This is a genomic window from Rhodococcus sp. GA1 (assembly GCF_024321955.1).
Taxonomy (GTDB): Bacteria; Actinomycetota; Actinomycetes; order Mycobacteriales; family Mycobacteriaceae; genus Rhodococcus; species Rhodococcus pyridinivorans.
This window is the reverse complement of record NZ_CP097186.1, coordinates 557,472-574,523: the sequence shown is the minus strand read 5'-3', so window position 1 is coordinate 574,523 and position 17,052 is coordinate 557,472. Positions and strand designations below refer to the sequence as shown.

At 66.3% G+C, this 17,052-nt stretch carries 16 protein-coding genes and 1 pseudogene; 11 read left to right on the top strand and 6 right to left on the bottom strand.

What is annotated here, in order from left to right; translation table 11 throughout:
* Positions 1 to 66: 66 nt before the first annotated feature.
* The 5 genes and pseudogenes from M3330_RS02795 to M3330_RS02775 all read left to right on the top strand — a co-directional run.
* Positions 67 to 1,374, top strand: coding sequence for an ammonium transporter (locus M3330_RS02795; RefSeq protein WP_006551219.1), 1,308 nt, complete (start codon positions 67 to 69; stop codon positions 1,372 to 1,374).
* A 63-nt stretch (positions 1,375 to 1,437) separates the two neighbouring features.
* Positions 1,438 to 1,776 (top strand): P-II family nitrogen regulator, encoded by a 339-nt coding sequence (locus M3330_RS02790; protein ID WP_006551220.1) that lies wholly within the window; start codon positions 1,438 to 1,440, stop codon positions 1,774 to 1,776.
* Positions 1,766 to 4,279, top strand: a complete 2,514-nt coding sequence (locus M3330_RS02785) for a [protein-PII] uridylyltransferase (RefSeq protein WP_024100623.1) — start codon at positions 1,766 to 1,768, stop codon at positions 4,277 to 4,279. The genes M3330_RS02790 and M3330_RS02785 overlap by 11 nt, the downstream gene beginning before the upstream one ends.
* Positions 4,280 to 4,407: 128 nt before the next feature.
* On the top strand, positions 4,408 to 5,976 hold the full coding sequence (gene ffh, locus M3330_RS02780) for a signal recognition particle protein (RefSeq protein ID WP_255026919.1): 1,569 nt from the start codon (positions 4,408 to 4,410) through the stop codon (positions 5,974 to 5,976).
* An 89-nt stretch (positions 5,977 to 6,065) separates the two neighbouring features.
* Positions 6,066 to 6,356, top strand: a pseudogene (locus tag M3330_RS02775) (amidohydrolase family protein); the annotation flags it as partial.
* Between the two features lie 335 nt (positions 6,357 to 6,691).
* Here M3330_RS02775 and M3330_RS02770 read toward each other — a convergent pair.
* Positions 6,692 to 6,988, bottom strand: coding sequence for a hypothetical protein (locus M3330_RS02770; protein WP_255026917.1), 297 nt, complete (start codon positions 6,986 to 6,988; stop codon positions 6,692 to 6,694).
* Positions 6,989 to 7,178: 190 nt separating this feature from the next.
* Between M3330_RS02770 and M3330_RS02765 the strand changes: the two genes are divergently transcribed.
* The gene (locus M3330_RS02765) at positions 7,179 to 7,334 is read left to right on the top strand and encodes a hypothetical protein (protein ID WP_024100467.1); all 156 of its coding nucleotides are present in this window, start codon (positions 7,179 to 7,181) and stop codon (positions 7,332 to 7,334) included.
* A gap of 76 nt (positions 7,335 to 7,410) precedes the next feature.
* Here the strand turns inward: M3330_RS02765 and M3330_RS02760 are convergent, their stop codons facing one another.
* Entirely contained in the window at positions 7,411 to 8,340 is a 930-nt protein-coding gene (locus M3330_RS02760) for a phosphatidylserine/phosphatidylglycerophosphate/cardiolipin synthase family protein (RefSeq protein WP_255026914.1), read from the bottom strand.
* 501 nt (positions 8,341 to 8,841) lie between these two features.
* Between M3330_RS02760 and M3330_RS02755 the strand changes: the two genes are divergently transcribed.
* On the top strand, positions 8,842 to 9,192 hold the full coding sequence (locus M3330_RS02755) for a hypothetical protein (RefSeq protein WP_255026912.1): 351 nt from the start codon (positions 8,842 to 8,844) through the stop codon (positions 9,190 to 9,192).
* Between the two features lie 237 nt (positions 9,193 to 9,429).
* Here M3330_RS02755 and M3330_RS02750 read toward each other — a convergent pair whose 3' ends face one another.
* From M3330_RS02750 to M3330_RS02735, 4 genes are all read right to left on the bottom strand, one after another.
* Complete coding sequence (locus M3330_RS02750; protein ID WP_255026910.1) at positions 9,430 to 9,957, bottom strand: hypothetical protein; 528 nt, start codon at positions 9,955 to 9,957, stop codon at positions 9,430 to 9,432.
* 426 nt (positions 9,958 to 10,383) lie between these two features.
* Positions 10,384 to 10,617, bottom strand: a complete 234-nt coding sequence (locus M3330_RS02745; protein ID WP_255026909.1) for a hypothetical protein — start codon at positions 10,615 to 10,617, stop codon at positions 10,384 to 10,386.
* A gap of 428 nt (positions 10,618 to 11,045) precedes the next feature.
* Positions 11,046 to 11,351: a hypothetical protein gene (locus tag M3330_RS02740; protein WP_255026908.1), complete on the bottom strand. Its 306-nt coding sequence runs from the start codon at positions 11,349 to 11,351 to the stop codon at positions 11,046 to 11,048.
* Between the two features lie 189 nt (positions 11,352 to 11,540).
* The gene (locus M3330_RS02735) at positions 11,541 to 12,140 is read right to left on the bottom strand and encodes a CGNR zinc finger domain-containing protein (protein ID WP_255026907.1); all 600 of its coding nucleotides are present in this window, start codon (positions 12,138 to 12,140) and stop codon (positions 11,541 to 11,543) included.
* 172 nt (positions 12,141 to 12,312) lie between these two features.
* Here M3330_RS02735 and M3330_RS02730 point away from each other — a divergent pair, with 172 nt between their 5' ends.
* The 4 genes from M3330_RS02730 (at position 12,313) to M3330_RS02715 (ending at position 17,046) form a co-directional block, all read left to right on the top strand.
* On the top strand, positions 12,313 to 12,726 hold the full coding sequence (locus M3330_RS02730) for a cupin domain-containing protein (RefSeq protein ID WP_255026906.1): 414 nt from the start codon (positions 12,313 to 12,315) through the stop codon (positions 12,724 to 12,726).
* A 92-nt stretch (positions 12,727 to 12,818) separates the two neighbouring features.
* Complete coding sequence (locus M3330_RS02725) at positions 12,819 to 14,588, top strand: FAD/NAD(P)-binding protein (protein WP_255026905.1); 1,770 nt, start codon at positions 12,819 to 12,821, stop codon at positions 14,586 to 14,588.
* 62 nt (positions 14,589 to 14,650) lie between these two features.
* The gene (locus tag M3330_RS02720; protein ID WP_255026904.1) at positions 14,651 to 16,159 is read left to right on the top strand and encodes an acyl-CoA synthetase; all 1,509 of its coding nucleotides are present in this window, start codon (positions 14,651 to 14,653) and stop codon (positions 16,157 to 16,159) included.
* 284 nt (positions 16,160 to 16,443) lie between these two features.
* A complete protein-coding gene (locus M3330_RS02715) occupies positions 16,444 to 17,046 on the top strand; it encodes a CGNR zinc finger domain-containing protein (RefSeq protein WP_255026902.1) in 603 nt (200 codons plus the stop codon).
* The last annotated feature ends 6 nt before the right edge of the window (positions 17,047 to 17,052 follow it).

Below are 17,052 nucleotides of genomic sequence, written 5' to 3'. Positions count from 1 at the left end.
AACATCCGGGCAGCAAGCTTTCCCTCGACAACGCGCCGATCGGCGCGGCCTACAGGGAGGTTGCAAGTGGAGGAAGTGGTGAACACCGGCGACGCAGCGTGGATGCTGATAGCAGCGTCGCTCGTGCTTCTGATGACCCCGGGCCTGGCGTTCTTCTACGGCGGGATGTCCCGTTCCAAGTCCGTGCTCAACATGATGATGATGTCCTTCGGCGCGATGGCCGTGATCGGGGTCATCTACGTCCTGTGGGGCTGGTCGATGTCCTACGGCAACGAGAGCGTACTCGGGATCTTCGCGAACCCCTTCGAGCAGTTCGGTCTGCAGGGAGCCATGTACGGCGAGGATGGTGAGTTCCTTGCAAGTGGTTCGGGCAACTACCCGCAGATCATCGACATCGGTTTCCAGGTGACCTTCGCGATCATCACTACCGCTCTGATCAGCGGTGCGCTGGCCGAGCGCGTGAAGTTCGGTACGTGGATGGCGTTCGCGGCCATCTGGGTCACCTGCGCCTACTTCCCGCTCGCCCACATGGTGTGGGGTGGCGGCCTGCTCTCGGGCTCCGAGGACAGCATCGCAGCGGCCATGTTCGGCACCGTCGAGGACGGCGGAGAGGTCAGCGCCGCGGTGGAGCCGATCGACTTCGCCGGTGGCACGGTCGTCCACATCAACGCCGGTATCGCCGCTCTCGTCCTGGCCGTCGTCATCGGCAAGCGTGCCGGCTTCGGTCGCACCGCCTTCCGTCCGCACAACCTGCCGTTCGTCATGCTCGGTGCCGCGCTGCTGTGGTTCGGATGGTTCGGCTTCAACGCCGGTTCGGCCTTCGCCGCCGACGGTACTGCCGGCCTGGCCTGGGTCAACACCACCACCGCCACCGCCGCCGCCATCCTCGGCTGGCTCCTCACCGAGCGCATCCGTGACGGCAAGGCCACCAGCCTCGGTGCCGCGTCCGGTACCGTCGCCGGCCTGGTCGCCATCACCCCCGCTGCAGGCTCGCTGAGCCCGGTCGGATCGATCGCCCTCGGCGTCATCGCCGGTGTCCTGTCCGCCCTCGCGGTGGGTCTGAAGTACAAGTTCGGTTACGACGACTCGCTCGACGTCGTGGGTGTCCACCTCGTGTCCGGCCTGTGGGGCACGGTCGCCATCGGCTTCCTCGGCACCGAGACCGGATTGTTCTACGGTGGCGATTACAAGCAGCTCGTCATCCAGATCGTCATCGCAGTCGTCGCCCTGGTGTTCACCGCCGTCGTCACCGCAGTGATCGCCTTCGCACTCAAGCCCATGGGCTGGCGTGTGAGCGACGAGGAAGAGGCCCGCGGTATCGACGAAGCCGAACATGCGGAATCCGCATACGACTTCGCGCCGGCTCTCAAGTGATAAGAAGACCACGACAGTGAGCAGGGATGACAGCGGCCAGCGGGCTCTGGGAAGGATGAGGATATGAAGCTGATCACGGCGATCATCAAGCCGTTCACGCTCGAGGACGTCAAGGCAGGCCTGGAGCAGGCCGGTGTGCTGGGAATGACAGTCAGCGAGGTGCAGGGGTACGGCCGTCAGAAGGGCCACACCGAGGTCTACCGCGGAGCCGAGTACTCCGTCGACTTCGTGCCGAAGGTCCGTGTCGAGGTCGTCATAGACGACTCCGCTGTCGACAAGGTCGTCGAGACCATCGTCGAGGCCTCCCGTACCGGCAAGATCGGCGACGGCAAGGTGTGGGTCACGCCCGTGGAAGCCGTTGTCCGGGTCCGCACCGGAGAACGAGGTTCGGATGCGCTCTGACCCCCAGGGGTCCGGCACTCGAGGCCCTGATCGCGCTGCTTCGGCAGCGGGATCAGGGCCTTCGGTGTCCTCGGCCCGCACAACCGCACCGGCGGGCGCCGCCGATCTGGCGGCCGCCCGCGACACCCTGCTCTCCGGCGGCCCCCGCAGCCGCCGCCTCGACACCGTGGCCCTGCGCCACGCCCTCGTGGACCTGCACGAATTCTGGTTGACGACGAAGGGCTCCGAACTCGGCATCAAGCGCGAGGGAGGCTTCGCCATCGTCGCCGTCGGGGGTCTCGGACGCCGCGAGATGCTCCCGTACTCCGATCTCGATCTCATCCTCCTCCACGACGACATGGCGCCGTCCGTCGTGTCGAAGGTCGCCGACGAGCTCTGGTACCCGCTGTGGGACGCGCACATCAAGCTCGACCACAGTGTCCGGACGGTGCCCCAGGCCCTCCAGGTGTTCTCGTCCGATCTGACGGCCGCGTTGGGAATGCTCGAGGCGCGGCACATCGCGGGCGACGCCCAGCTGAGCAATCTGCTCATCGGTGGTGTGCGACGGCAGTGGCGCACCGGCATCCGGTCCCGCTTCGACGAACTCATCGAGACGACCGAGGTGCGATGGCAGCGCAGCGGGCAGATCGCCCACCGGGCCGAACCCGACCTCAAGAGCGGTCGCGGCGGGTTGCGGGACGTGCAGTTGCTCAATGCCCTGTCCGTTGCGCAGCTCACCGACGGCATGCCAGGACTCGGACCCGACGTCCCGGGCGGCGGGCTCGCGGCCGCCCACCGGCGACTGCTCGATGTACGCACCGAGCTGCACCGCGTCGCCGGCCGCTCCCGCGACCAGCTGCGCGCGCAGGACGCCGACGAGATCGCCGCGGCGCTGCGGATCGGCGACCGTTTCGATCTTGCGCGGGTGCTCACCGAATCGGCCCGCACGATCAGCTATTCCGTCGACGTCGGTCTGCGCACCGCGGCCAATTCGCTGCCGCGCAAGGGTCTGTCGCGTCTGCGCCGCGGACCGGTGCGGCGTCCGCTCGACGAAGGGGTCGTCGAGCACGGGGGAGAGGTCGCCCTCGCACGCGACGCGCATCCGCGTCGCGATCCGGGCCTGATCACGCGGGTCGCGGCGGCCGCTGCGCAGGCCGGACTGCCCGTCTCGGCGGCCACGCTCACCCGACTCGCCGATCACGCACCGGAGCTGCGCGAACCCTGGCCCCGGGAAGCCCTCGACGACTTCCTGGTACTGCTCGGCTCGGGACGTCGCGCGGTCGACGTCATCGAGTCGCTGGACCGCACCGGACTGTGGGGGAGGTTGCTCCCCGAATGGGGTGCGGTGCGCGACCTGCCGCCCCGCGACGCCGTCCACACGTGGACCGTCGACAGGCACCTCGTCGAGACCGCCGTGTACGCGAGCGAACTGACGACGCGGGTCTCCCGTCCGGACCTGCTCGTCCTCGGCGCGTTGCTGCACGACATCGGGAAGGGACGCGGCGGCGACCACAGCGTGGTCGGTGCCGAACTGGCCCTGCAGATCGGGCGGCGGATGGGCCTGTGGCCTTCGGATCTGGCGCTGCTCACCTCGATGGTGCGGCACCATCTGCTCCTGCCGCACACCGCGACCCGTCGCGACCTCGACGATCCGGAGACCGTGGCCGCGGTCGTCGGCGCCCTCGACGGGGATCCGGTGCTGCTCGACCTGCTCCACGCCTTGGCCGAGGCAGATTCGCAGGCCACCGGCCCGGGGGTGTGGGGGGACTGGAAGGCGTCGCTGATCCGGGAACTCGTGCGCCGCTGCCGCATGATGATGGCGGGGGACGAGCTGCCGGCACCGGATCCGATCGATCCCGCCCTCGCGAACCTCGCCGAGGACGGCGCCCTGCACGTCGCGCTCGAACCACGCGAGGACGGCCGCAGCTTCTCCGCGACCTTCGTCGCGCCCGACGAGCGGGGCGTGCTCTCCGACGAGGCCGGTGTGCTCTCCCTGCACGGTCTGCGGGTGCTGTCGGCCTCGATCGGCAGTCACGCCGGCAGCACGGTCAACAGCTTCGTCGTGGCTCCGAGATTCGGTTCACCGCCCGAAGCGGCCCTGCTCCGGCAGGAACTCGTGCGGGCGCGCTCCGGCGATCTCGACCTCCTCGGTGCCCTCGAGGCCAAGGACCGCGCCGAACGCGAGAGCCGGCTTCCCGAGCGAACGGCCCGGGCGGTTCCCGTCAGCGCCGCTCTCGCGCCGCCGCGGATCATCTGGTTCGAAGGATCCGAATCGGACCAGGTCGTGCTCGAGATCCGGTCGGAGGACCGGATCGGTCTGCTGTGCCGTCTCGCGGACGTCTTCGAGCGTGTCGGAGCCGACGTGCGGTGGGCGCGGGTGAGCACGCTGGGTTCGACGGTGATCGACTCGTTCTGCGTCGATCTCGCCGGTGCCCACACCCGTGTCTCCCGGGAACATCTCGAGAAGGAACTGTTGTCGGTCCTGCCTGCTCCCGAGCCGCCCGCACCCGTCGACAGAGCGTGACCGACGGATCGTGACCGCGCGGGTGGCCCGCGCTGTGGTGTGGCCACCCGCGATCGCGACGGATCGGGAGCGGTTACCCTGGTTCGCAGCAATGTCCGCATCTTCGTCAGAGCTCAGGAGCGCATTCGGTGTTCGAATCCCTTTCCGACAGGTTGACAGGGGTCCTGAAGGACCTGCGCGGCAAGGGACGGCTGTCCGACGCGGACATCGACGCGACCTGCCGTGAGATCCGCCTCGCCCTGCTCGAGGCCGACGTCGCGCTGCCCGTCGTGCGCGAGTTCATCAAGAAGATCAAGGTGCGCGCCAAGGGCGCCGAGGTGCATGGCGCGCTCAACCCGGCCCAGCAGGTCGTCAAGATCGTCAACGAGGAACTCGTCGGGATCCTCGGCGGCGAGACCCGTCGTCTGCAGTTCGCGAAGAACCCGCCGACGGTCATCATGCTCGCCGGTCTGCAGGGTGCCGGTAAGACCACGCTCGCGGGTAAGCTCGCGAAGTGGCTCAAGGCGCAGGGGCACACCCCGATGCTGGTCGCCTGCGACCTCCAGCGCCCCGGCGCTGTGACCCAGCTGCAGGTGGTCGGTGAGCGTGCCGGCGTGTCGGTCTTCGCGCCCCATCCCGGCACCTCCATCGGCGGAGGCGAGAACGAACTCGGAGTCACCGCCGCCGACCCGATCGCCGTGGCCGAGCAGGGCATCGCCGAGGCGCGCAACAAGCAGTACGACGTGGTCATCGTCGACACCGCCGGTCGCCTCGGTATCGACCAGGAACTCATGGCGCAGGCCGCGGGCATCCGCGACGCCGTGCAGCCCGACGAGGTGTTGTTCGTCCTCGACGCGATGATCGGTCAGGACGCCGTGAGCACAGCCGAGGCGTTCCGCGAGGGCGTCGGCTTCACCGGCGTGGTGCTCACCAAGCTCGACGGCGACGCTCGCGGAGGTGCCGCGCTCAGCGTCCGCGAGCTCACCGGCCAGCCGATCATGTTCGCCTCCACCGGTGAGAAGCTCGAGGACTTCGACGTCTTCCACCCCGAGCGCATGGCCAGCCGCATCCTCGGCATGGGCGACGTGCTCACCCTGATCGAGCAGGCCGAGCAGGTCTTCGACGCCGAGCAGGCCGAGGCCACCGCCAACAAGATCGGTTCCGGCGAGCTCACCCTCGAGGACTTCCTCGAGCAGATGATGGCCGTGCGGAAGATGGGCCCCATCGCCAATCTCCTGGGCATGCTGCCCGGAGCCGGGCAGATGAAGGACGCCCTCGCCAACGTCGACGAGAAGCAGCTCGACCGCATCCAGGCGATCATCCGCGGCATGACGCCGGAGGAGCGCGCCAACCCGAAGATCATCAACGGCTCGCGGCGATTGCGCATCGCCAACGGTTCCGGTGTGAAGGTCTCCGACGTCAACCAGCTCGTCGACCGGTTCTTCGAGGCCCGGAAGATGATGACGGCCATGGCCGGCCAGATGGGCATGCCGGGCGCACGCAGGAATCAGCGCAAGAAGGGCAAGAAGGGGAAGAAGGGCGGTCGCGGACCGACGCCGCCGAAGGTGCGGGGCGGTATGCCCGGCGGCTTCCCCGGTCTCCCGGGTGGCATGCCCGCCGGGATGCCCGACCTGTCGAAGATGCCGAAGGGCCTCGACGAGCTTCCTCCGGGACTCGAGAACTTCGACCTGTCGAAGCTGAAGTTCCCCAAGAACTGAGCCGGGCCGGGGGGATGACCGTGACCGAGGGTGATGCGCGTTCCTTCGTCGTGTGAGGCCGGTCGTTGGCCGACGGCGAACCCGTCGAACTGTTCGTCGGGGCCGACGGAGCGTTCACGGCCGAGCCCGGCCGCGACGGCGAGGTGCTCTGCGCCGACGGCTGGATCCTGCCGGGCCTCGTCGACGCGCACTGCCATGTCGGCCTCCGGTTCGGTGGGGGAGCGGAGGCCGAGGAGGGTCTGCTCGCGCAGGGCGTCACCGAACGCGACGCGGGTGTCCTGCTGCTCCGCGACGCCGGGTCGCCTGTCGACACCCGGGCCCTCGATCAGCGGACGGACCTCTCCCGGATCATCCGGGCCGGCCGGCACATAGCCCTGCCCAGCGCTCGCTGATGTAGCCCGCTAAAGTAGCCGATCCCTCGATGATGGGAAGGACGGAAGTACATCCCTGACCGGGGGAGGCCCGTGTATGGGTCCGCATACGTGTTCTGCGGATGGGCGGTCATGTCCCGCACTCGGCAACTGGGGCCTTTCGTGACTTCACAATGGTGGTTTCGCCTCGCTGGTGATGAAGCACCGGTGCTGTGGGAATGGCGCTCGATGGGTGCCCCGGATCCGAGATCGCTGGTGTCGGTGCGGCGGCCGCGGTCGTCGGTGCGGCACTCTTCAACACCGACCGACGCACCGGCGAGTACCCGTTGATCGACTGGGGGTGGTCACGCGCCGACGCGATCGACTACACCCGCTCGATCCTCGGCACCAGCGTCGGCAAGAGCGCGTGCACATTCTGTCCGTTCAGCTTTGCCAACAAGAGCAGTCGCGCCGAGAACTTCGCTCGTTATGCCGAAGCACCCGAAGTCGGCGCGAGAACCCTGTTGATGGAACACCTCGCACTCGCGCTCAATCCAGCGCAGGGCCTCGTCGGCGGCCGCCGCCTGATCGAGATGCTCCGCGAGCACCAGCTCGACAACGTCCTGGATGCCGTCGAGGCAATCCTCGAGAGCCACGAGCACGCTATCTACGAGATTCGCCGCATTCTGCGGCCCCGCAAGACCGACCCGACCGAACTCGGCGATGCCGCCCGCTCGGTCCGCATCCGCGGCCGCGGCTCCCGGGCCAGCATGCACAACATCCTCGGTCGCCTCGCGGCCGACGGAGCCGCACAGAACAAGGTTCGCCCGGACATCGGGGACGATGGAAATCGTGCGTGTCTACCAGCACGAACGTGGCCCGGTGTTCCCGACCGTCGAGCGGTACTTCGTCGTCGCCCCGGCCCTGGCGTTACCGAAAGAGCACGCCAACGTCGACCAGTGGTGGACACAAGCCTTCGCCGCCGAGGCGATGCAGCCGGCAGTGTAAGGCGCAGGGGACGTGCCATTTACGCATGTCAGTGGGGGTGTACCGGGTGGGCCGCCGGTCAACGGTCCAAAGATGGTCACATCTTCCACAGAGCCAGCACCGCGGCGCGCAGGCTCGCAGAGATGATGCGGTGGTCGCGGTGCAGGCGCGGGTTCGAGTGACCGCGGTCGGTGAGGATGCGCGTGGCGTCGGATATGGCGATGGGGTCGAGGTCGGCGCGGGCGTGGCGGGTGTGGGGGATGCGGTGGGGGCCGGTTGCGACGACGGCCGGTGGGTCCAGCCGGGTGTCGTCTGCGCCGATCCGGATCACGACGTCGCCGGGTGCGAGGCGGGTGCGACGGTCGGGGCCGGGGCTGTCCTCGCGGACCCAGTGGGTTCGGTAGCGCGGGTCCGGTCCGCCCCTGCCGGGCGCAGGTGATGTCGAGCTGGTCTCGTTGTCGGCGATGGGTGTGTAGTCGTGAAGGTGTCGCAGGAACATCCGGCGTACGGGGGTGGGCAGGAAGTCGTGCTCGAGACGCGCGCGGCTGCCGATCCCGGCCAGGGGTACGACGCGGCCGATCTGCCAGATGGCGGTGGCGCTGTCGAGGAACACCTCGTCGACGACGGTGGTGTCGTCGAGACGGTCGAGGAAGGCATGTGCTGCGGCGAGGGCGTCTGGATCGTCGGTGATCAGCGCGGTTTCGTCGGCGATGGTGGAGGCGTGGGAGGCGCTGGCGGGGCCGACGATCACCTTCTCTGCGGTGACGATCAGGCCGGTGTGCAGGTTCGCTGTCGACAGCACCTGCACGCCGGCGTCGAGGAAGTGGGCGAGGGTGGTGGGGGAGGTGGCGTGTGCGCGCACGGCGGCGCGGGCGGCGTTGACGATGAGCTGGTCCCCGCTGCGTAGCGGCAGCAGTTCGGGCGCGGTGTGGTCGAGGTAGGCGATGGCCACGCGCCGGGGGCCGCGGCCGCGTAGAGCCGCGGTGATGGCCGGCCAGGGGTGAGGTGCGTGCAGGACGGTGTCCACAACCGGTCACCTTATCCGGCGGCACGTTCCGGATGGCCGTATGACAGCAGCGCCGAGGGTGTGCGTTTTCCGGCGCCGGCGGCGAGTCAGCCCAGGGCGGGGGACATGCCATCGGTCCTGTTCAGAACCGGTGTCCGACCGTTCCATTCGCGGTTCGGTGAGTCCGGATGGGCGCGGCCATCGGTACGCCCTTCGGTGCTGTCGCCGATCCCTGTGTCGCGGTGTCCTGGGGTGTGCTGTGCCAGGCCGGGACTCGTGGAGGGGCGGTTTTCTCAGCGCGGCGTCGGGTCCGGCACGTGCACGGTGATGGTGGGGGCGTGGTCGGTGTTGGCGCTCTGGTGCGCCTCGGACAGAGAATTCGCGTCGGCGGCCGCTGCCTGCGTGCCGACGGTGTTCTGGGCCGTAGTGTGCGTACGTCAGTGCACCGCGCGCACAGCTCGAGTGGGTGGCCGACCGCAGTGACGCTGCGGTCGACGATCGGAAGATTGGGGAGTTGGGGCAATGGAGATTGTCGTGGTCGGCGCGATCGCAGTGGCGGTCGTGGTGGGGTTCGATCAGTTGGCGTTGTGGGCCGAACGCAAAGGCTGGATCTATTGGCGACGGCACAAATCCGGCGGCGGATCAGCGGATGCGGGGGCGGGAATGCTGGGGGTGATGGACGAGCTCTTCTCCCCGGCGACCAGACACGCGGTGGAGGAGATCGCCGGCAAGCAGAACGGTCGCATCGACCTGTCGACCAGCGACGAGGACAGGCGGATCGACCTCGATAGCGGCCGAGTGTGTCTGCCGACCGCTGGCAAGCCGGTGCAGGAACGCACCTTCGATGTCGGGTCGGACGGACGGTTGAAGTAGCCGACCGCGACCAAGGGCCTGGGTGCTCGGTGACGATGCCATCCACCCATGTCATCGACCCCACCGCAGGGGGACATATCATCAGTGCAGTTCAGAGTGCACTTCTCAGAGGTTCACATGACCGTGGAGACGTCGTCGACGGGCAGCTGCGCGACTTCACCCCCGAGGACTTCGTCGAAACGCCGTGACCAGGGGTGACCGCGTATTTCTCCAGGCCGGTCCGGACCGGAACCCGGTTCAGGCGTCGGGGTGATCGTCGTGTGCCACGCGCTCGGTGGCGCCGGCACCTGCTGTGACCGCTGAGACGGCCGCAGGCTCGAAGGACAGGATCGCCAGACCCGAAACCTTGAGTCGCGGACGGACCTCGTGGTGCCGGGGCTCGGCATCGGGGTGGGCCAGATCGCGCACCCGCACATCGAGGAAGCGGGCCAGCGCGACGGTCTGCTCCCAGCTCGGATATTCGACGCCCACTTCCCAGCGGTCGACCGCCGGCTCTTCGGCCAGACACGCGGTATCGACGTCGGGGCCGAAGTGTCCTCCCGCATTGAGTAGTTCGGTGAGATAGAAGGGGACGAGCTTGCCGGCCCTCCACAGTTCGTACTCGTCCTCGTCGGGCTCGACGAACGGTGCGGTGTCATGACAGTCGGTCAGGAGCCGTTGCGCATGCTCGAGTTCGTCCGGCGTCGCGGTGCCGATGCATCGACCCATCCACGACTCGGTCGACGGTGTTGCACGGCGGCGCTTTCGGCGGAAGAACTCGAGCACGGATTCTCCTTCGGTGCTGTTAGGGGCAGGTCTGGTTCGGGGAGGCGGACCCGGCGTCGTGGGCTGCATCCGCGCCCCGCGGGAGGGGCGGCTCGCGCCCCTGTGCGGGGCGTGGGTTGCTCGGACGTGTGGATCACGCGTTCACGGTAGCGAGGGTGTTCTCCAGCGATGTCGGCGTTCTGTCCGCACAGGTGCCGGTGTCGGTAGCCGGCCGGTTCGGTTGTGGGCCCGAGGGTGTCTCGGGCTCGCGTATCAGGGTGTATCGCGCGCCGTTTCGCTCACCCGCTGACCTCCACCTAGGTAGGGACGTGCCATTTATGCAGGTAGAGCGGCCCGCGTGTAGTCACGGGTCGGCACCGGTCGTGCACGCTGGCGCACCAGCGCGCCAGGTCGGCGAGCAGGATCGTGGTGAAGATCGAGGGGAGGTCACGCAACGCCGGGACTTCGACGGTCACCTGGAAGTGTCTGTCGGGTGTCCATCAGCGCGGAGGTCAGCAGCGTGGTCAGCAGTCGTGATTCTTCGGTCGGGTAGACCTTGAACGGGGAGAGCCGGCGCATTTCCTCGCCGCGTTCGTCGTCGGCCAGGACGATGCGTGTGATCTCGTCGAGGTCGCCAGCCTCGATGAGCTGTTCCCACAGATCGATGTACCGGCCGTACATCGGATGGTCCCACTGCTCGCGTCTGTGCCTCGATCTTCAGCAGCAGCCCGGTGTGCACGAGCTGCGCCGGACCATTTTCCTCGTCACCACCGCCATCTCAACGCTCCTTCCACTCTCGGTCCGAGGCTATGTGGTCATCCGGGTCGGCCGGATAGATCCGTACCGCGTAGGTGCGGGTGCCGGCGGCGGTGTAACCGGCCAGCTTCACCGTCTCGCCGACCTCGGCAGGGTCTCCCCGAGGCCAATGAGTTTGTCGAAGGCGAACGCTTCGGCCGCAACACGGTTCGGCTGGGTGCATGCGGCGAAGAATCCCCGGTGGGCATGTGCTGGAAGTCCACCTCGTGCGGGACGGACGGGTCAGAGCCGGAGCGCATCATGACTGGGGTCCTGTTCTGTTGCAGGTCAGTCGGTGCCGGTGACCTGGAAGATCAGGTACTGCGCCCGCGGTCGCCTGGTGCGCGCCTTGCAGGGTCTTGGTGTGGATCTCGGCGCCGTAGGTGTCGTGGAGCAGCGTACAGCTTCCCTCCTTCGGAGTACGGGGTGGTGACCTCGAAGCAGCGGGCATCGGGCACGCGGGCCGGGCTGGCGGCGCTGATTACGGAGATGTCGTCGTTCTTGTCGCGGATCTGCGCGACGACCCGGTCGAAGAGGGTTTCGGCGCGGTCGGTGGCGTCGGGGCGGTAGTCGAACGCCGCGTCGCGAGCCATGTGGGTGGCGGCGGTGTCGACGAACATGTCAAGAGTGCCCAGCCGGGCGAGCAGGTGCGCGGCACCGCGAGGGCCGTAGACCGCGGGAACCTGCGCGCCCTCGGTGCCGTCAGCACGGCGGTCTTGCTTCTACCGCGGTTCCGTCTGATCGATCGATATGGTGGCGAATCCAAGGTCATTGACCATGGACACGTCTCCCATTGCGCTGCAGGCACGTCAGCTGGCCGGTGTTCGGCGAGGTTGCGCGTGGCGGGCGGGCCAGTGTCTGGCGACTCGAACGCGGTTCCCGCAGGCGCCGGTGCACCAGAGTCGACGTTCGACGTATGGAACGAAGTAGTGCAGGCACTCGGTGTTTGCGCAGCGGCGGAGGCCTAGTCGAGGAGGCGCGCTGAGTACTGTGGCTGCGGAGTCGATGATGGCCTGGCGAAAGGACTCGAACAGTGACGAGTTCGCACTGATAGTAATTTTTCCGGCAGCGAGGTGGAATCGCGCTGGAGTGCGTTGCTGGTTCAGGTATCCCAAGCAGTGGACTGTTTCCTCCGTCGGCGCGGCTCTGGCGGTGTACACGTCGGCCAGGTGAGTAATCGCGCGTCTGGTATTGCGCAGCAGCAGGAGTCGCCGTGCGTCCACGCCCCATGCACAGTCGATTCTGCCGAGCTGAGACCCTGCAGCGTCCAACCATATCTGGGCGCTACGGATATCGGAAAGTTGGTCGATCACGTTTCCCCGGAACTTGGTTCGGGTGTTGATCAGGTTCACCGCCAGCGGTTGCTCGGAACACAGCGAGAGGCGAGTCGGCGCGGAATTCTTGGTCATGGTCCCCCCTTCCCCAAGAGACTAACGGTTCTCCCATTAGCCTTTTATTGGAGGTCAGCGCCACCGCAACCGAGTTGTTGAGGGATCTCCCATGGCGTGACCGATCGGAGCTGTCTAGCTTCCTGACGTGCCGATAACTCGGCGCAGTTCATCGCAATCAGGGGGGAAGTCCATGCCCAATATCGAGGTCATCAGAAACGTGCTCCGATCAGGATTCGACCTGACGGAACTGGACTGGACGACGTGGAGCGAGCCCGGTCGATCCGGGGTACAGCGCTACCCGTTGTGGGTACCGTCCGAGACGGAGGATTCTGTGGGGATGCTCGTTCGCTATCCGGCGGGCGCACACGGGGACTACCATGAGCACCTGGGATACGAGCTTATGCTGGTCCTTCACGGAACCCTCGAACACAGCAATGGGCAGCGTTTCGTGACTGGCGATTTGATCGTCGAGGAGCCAGGCACCTTCCATCGGATGGCCACTGTCGAGGGCGCTACCATCCTGGCGATCCGCACCAAGCCGACGGACCCTAAGCCGGAGAAGGCCCCGGAATTGCCGGCCGCAATCCTCGAGGCACAGCGTTGAGCACACCCCAAGGAATGGCGGCCGCGGTCCCCGACGTCAGCGGACAGGTGGGTCGAATCGCCGTCGTCGGTGCCGGGCCGCGTGGAATATCGGTGGTCGAGCAGCTGATTATGCATGCTGACGAGTCGGTCAAGATCGACGTCTACGACTCTTGCTTCGTCGGATCCGGTCGGATCTGGCACCCCGAGCAGAGCAGACACCTGCTGATGAACACCCACGCCGGAGAAGTGTCGATCTTCGCCGGTCCGATGGATGACGGCCCGGCCCGTGCAGGGGCAGGTCCGTCGTTGCAGCAATGGCTCGGCCCTAATGACGGTGTGTACAGCGGTTATGCGCCACGCGCCGACTATGGGAGGTACCTACGGTTCGCATTCGACTCTTTCGTCGAGAATGCGCCGGACTTCGTGGAGATCACCGAGCACCAGGACACTGTCGTGGCGGTGCGACGACATGGTGACGACGCGTTCACTTTGCGCACTCGCTCCGGCCACGTCCGCGTCTACGATGCAGTCGTACTCGCCACCGGCCATCCTCGGCCGAAGGCGGCAGAGCTCATCGGCGTCCGGAAACCCGGAGCTACTCGGATCCTGACCGGCGACTCAGCAGCGGACCTGCCTCTCGACGAAATCAAGCCGGGCCAGGCAGTCGCGACCATGGGAATGGGGCTTGCGTTTCATGACGTTGTGGCCCTACTCACCCAGGGGCGGGGCGGGCTCTTCCGGACCGGATCAGAGGGGGCACTCGAATATGCACCCAGCGGTGAGGAGCCCGTCATCACCGGCGTGTCACGATCGGGACTCCCGATCCCGAGTCGGGGCCGCAACCAGAAGCCTGGCGACTTCCGGTTCACTCCCCGACTCTGCACGGTCGAAAGAATGCGAGCCCTGCGCGCCAGCGGCAAACAGGCTGACTTTACCCGCGACGTCGAACCATGGATCCGTGCCGAAGCGGCAATCACTTTCTGTCTGACGACGATTGCGTTGGGTCCTCAACCAGCGCGTGCAGGTGAGTTCATCGATCGACTCGGTGGAGTTGACGAGTCGGATCCCGCGGAGTCGCTGTATCGGATCGCCGCTGAGTTCGGTGTGCGTGAGCGATTTCCCTCGATGAAGTCGCTGGCACGCCCCTTCGAGGGAATGCAGTTTTCCTCCAGAGGGCAGTGGATGGACGCACTCACCGCTCACCTCCAAGCCGACCTTGACCACGCACGCGAAGGAAATGTCACGAATCCGCTGAAGGCGGCCCTGGATACCCTCCGGGATCTGCGGCCTTCTATCCGCGCGGTCGTCGACAATGGCGGACTGACGCCTGATAGTCACGAGCACGGATTCCTGGGTGAGTTTGTCCCTCAGTATTCCTTGCTTGTAGCTGGGCCACCTCCGCGGCGCATCGAGGAGTTGCTGGCGTTGATGCGCGCGCGAGTTGTCTCTGTGGCCGGTCCGCAGGCCTGGATCGTCGAGGACGGACATGAACTCGCGGTGCAGTCTCCGGCGGTACCCGGCTCGGTCACGATCGAACGTGTCATCGACGCGCGGATCCCCCGATACGAAGCTGGTCGATGCAGTTCCCCGCTTTTCCCGCAATTGCTTGCCGACGGTCTTGTCCGGCGTTTCCGTCATGTCGGTGCCGAGGTATCGACCGAGACCGGTGCTTGTGAGACCGATCCCGACACCGCGGGTGCAATCGGAGCCGATGGCGCGCCCGTGAGGGGGCTGTTCCTGCTCGGGATCCCGACGGAGCGGCAACGCTGGTTCACACAGATTGGCAACGGGCGCCCTGGGGCGCGCAGTGGATTCACGGTCGACGCAGAGCGTGTCGCCCGTTCAGCGCTCGCCACCGTCGTTAAGGTGGTCCGCCCGTGAGCGCCCGCAGCAAAGTTGACGATCGATGCGGGCAGTCGTTCGCCGCGGCTCGCAGGCTGCTCATGACGAACTACGACTATCCAGAGCGACTCACAGACTTCTGCTTCCCGGAGGTGGTGACCTTCAACTGGGCACGCGACTGGTTCGACGTTTACGCCGCCTCCCGTAGCGATATCGCTGTGGCGGGGCCGTCATTGTCCGGGGAATGGCGGGAAGTCTCCTATCGATTGCTGACATGCACCTCACAGGAGGTGTCTGCAGCACTGCTGCGCGACGGTGTGTCCCCGGGCGATCGAATCATGATCGACATGACCGCCTCGGTCGAATTGTATGCAGTGCTGTTGGGCATCTTGCGAATCGGCGGAGTTGTGATTCCAGTTCATCACGGCTTGCATCCCGATGCTCTGGCCGAACGGTATGCAGTGGCACGGCCGAGCCGGGTGATCTCCGATCGGGGTGGAGGGCCGGCCGGGACGCTAGGCGCCGACACCCTGGTGCGGTGGCACGAGACGCCGGCTCAGCTACCTGATCTGGATCTGTCCGCGGATGCACCTGCGTTCGGTTGCTTCACTTCCGGTACTACGGGGGTGCCGAAGCTCGCGCTGCATAGCAACCGCTCGCACTCGGTAGCACATCTGGCAAGCCTCTACTGGAATCGTCTCGACGTCGGGCAGCGGCACTTGAACATCAGTAGCCCCGGATGGGCGAAGTTTTTCTGGAGCTCGTTCCTTGTTCCACTTACTGCGGGAGCCACAGTGGTCGTGCGGCCGGAGTGGCTCGGACCGGCGGAGTTCGAGGACTTCGTCGCTGAGCACGATGTCTCGTCCGTGTGTGCGCCTGTGGTCTTCCTGCGGGAAAGTTTGAACCACGCCAGCGGGTCGATTCGCCTGGATGATCTGACCTCGGTCGGTGAGATCGTGCCGGAGTGCCTTCGGCAGGATGCTCACCGTGCATGGGGCGTACGGCTACGGGAAGGATTTGGTCAAACCGAGGCGACGGCAATGCTCGGTGAACTTGCTGCGCGGCCAGGTCGGTGGAGTGTGTTGCCTGGCTACCGAATCGAGTTGGCCATGTCCGAGGGGGAACCGGCTCCGCGCCTGAACTTCGGTGCTCTCGCAGGCGGTTCGTTCCTCGGCTATCTCCGGAAAGATGGCACGCTCACACCGCCTGTACTGACACCGGCCGGTATGCAATGGACGGGCGACTACGCCATCGGCTCGCTGGCGGATGGAACGCTGCGATTGCTCGGACGCGGCGACGACGTTTTCCGCAGCAACGGGCACCTCGTCGCTCCCGCAGAGTTGGAAGGCCTGTTCGAGCGGCATCCGGCGGTTCGATCGGCAGCGGTGGTGCCGGCCGAAACGACCGATCGTGGCCTGGTGCCCGTAGCGTTCGTAGTGGCGGACCACGGATACGAGGCGTTCGACGAAGTCGAGGTGTTGCAATGGGTCAACGAGCGATTGCCCGGCGAGGTGGATGTAGTGTCGCTGACCGTGATCGAGCAACTCCCACGTTCGATCAACGGCAAGATCCAACGATCTCATCTCTCCCGAGCTGCCTACCAGAGGTAGGAGAGATTTCGGGGCGTCGTTGATGCAGTTGCCGACGCCCCAATGTGGACCGCACGGCGGCGGTTCCGGTGTGTGCGGGATGACTACCCGTCCCGGAACCGTCGCCGCGGTCGTCCCGGCGGCCGCAGCAGATGGGGGTGTGGGTAGGGAACGGTAGGGGTGAGATTCTGCAGCGAGCTGAAGATCATCGAGGATGGCTAATCCATCAACCATGTTTCCAAAGGTAGATTGGAGGCGATTACACGCGGGCTGACCCCTGGCATCCCGCCGAAGGAGGACCGACCATGCGGACGCAGTACGTTAAGAACGGCGTCCTGGTCAGGCCTCTCGAGAAGCCCGCCACGAACTTTCTCAGTACTCGTTTCTACGACGGTCGTGGAGTTGTGGACGTGCTCGGCTCCCGGGATGCTGCTCAAGTCTGGATGCGCACCCTCTCCGAGGAGATCCGGTTTCCCCGCAGCCCATTCATTCCGACTGATGATCAGCTCGGGTGGCTCCGGCAACTGCGCTATACGATCGAATCGGTCTATCGCAACACCATCGACGGTGAGCTCGCCCCTGCTTCGGCGCACCTTCAAGGTGTACTCGACCGGGTCCGTATCCGTCCCGGCATTGTCAGCGGCAAAGATTATCTGCACGCCAGCTGGGGAGACCCATCGGGCAACCCCTTCGACGAACTGACTGCAGAGATCGCGGTGTCCGCCATGGTCGCGGTGACCGGATTCCCTGCCACTCTGCTACGCAGATGCGAGGCACCGCGTTGCGTGTTGTATTTCACCCGCTACAACCCCCGCCAACACTGGTGCAGTGACATCTGCGGCAATCGAGTACGCGTGGCCCGTTCCACGAGAACCGACCGCACAACTGGCACAGGGAACGTTTCTTGAACCTGC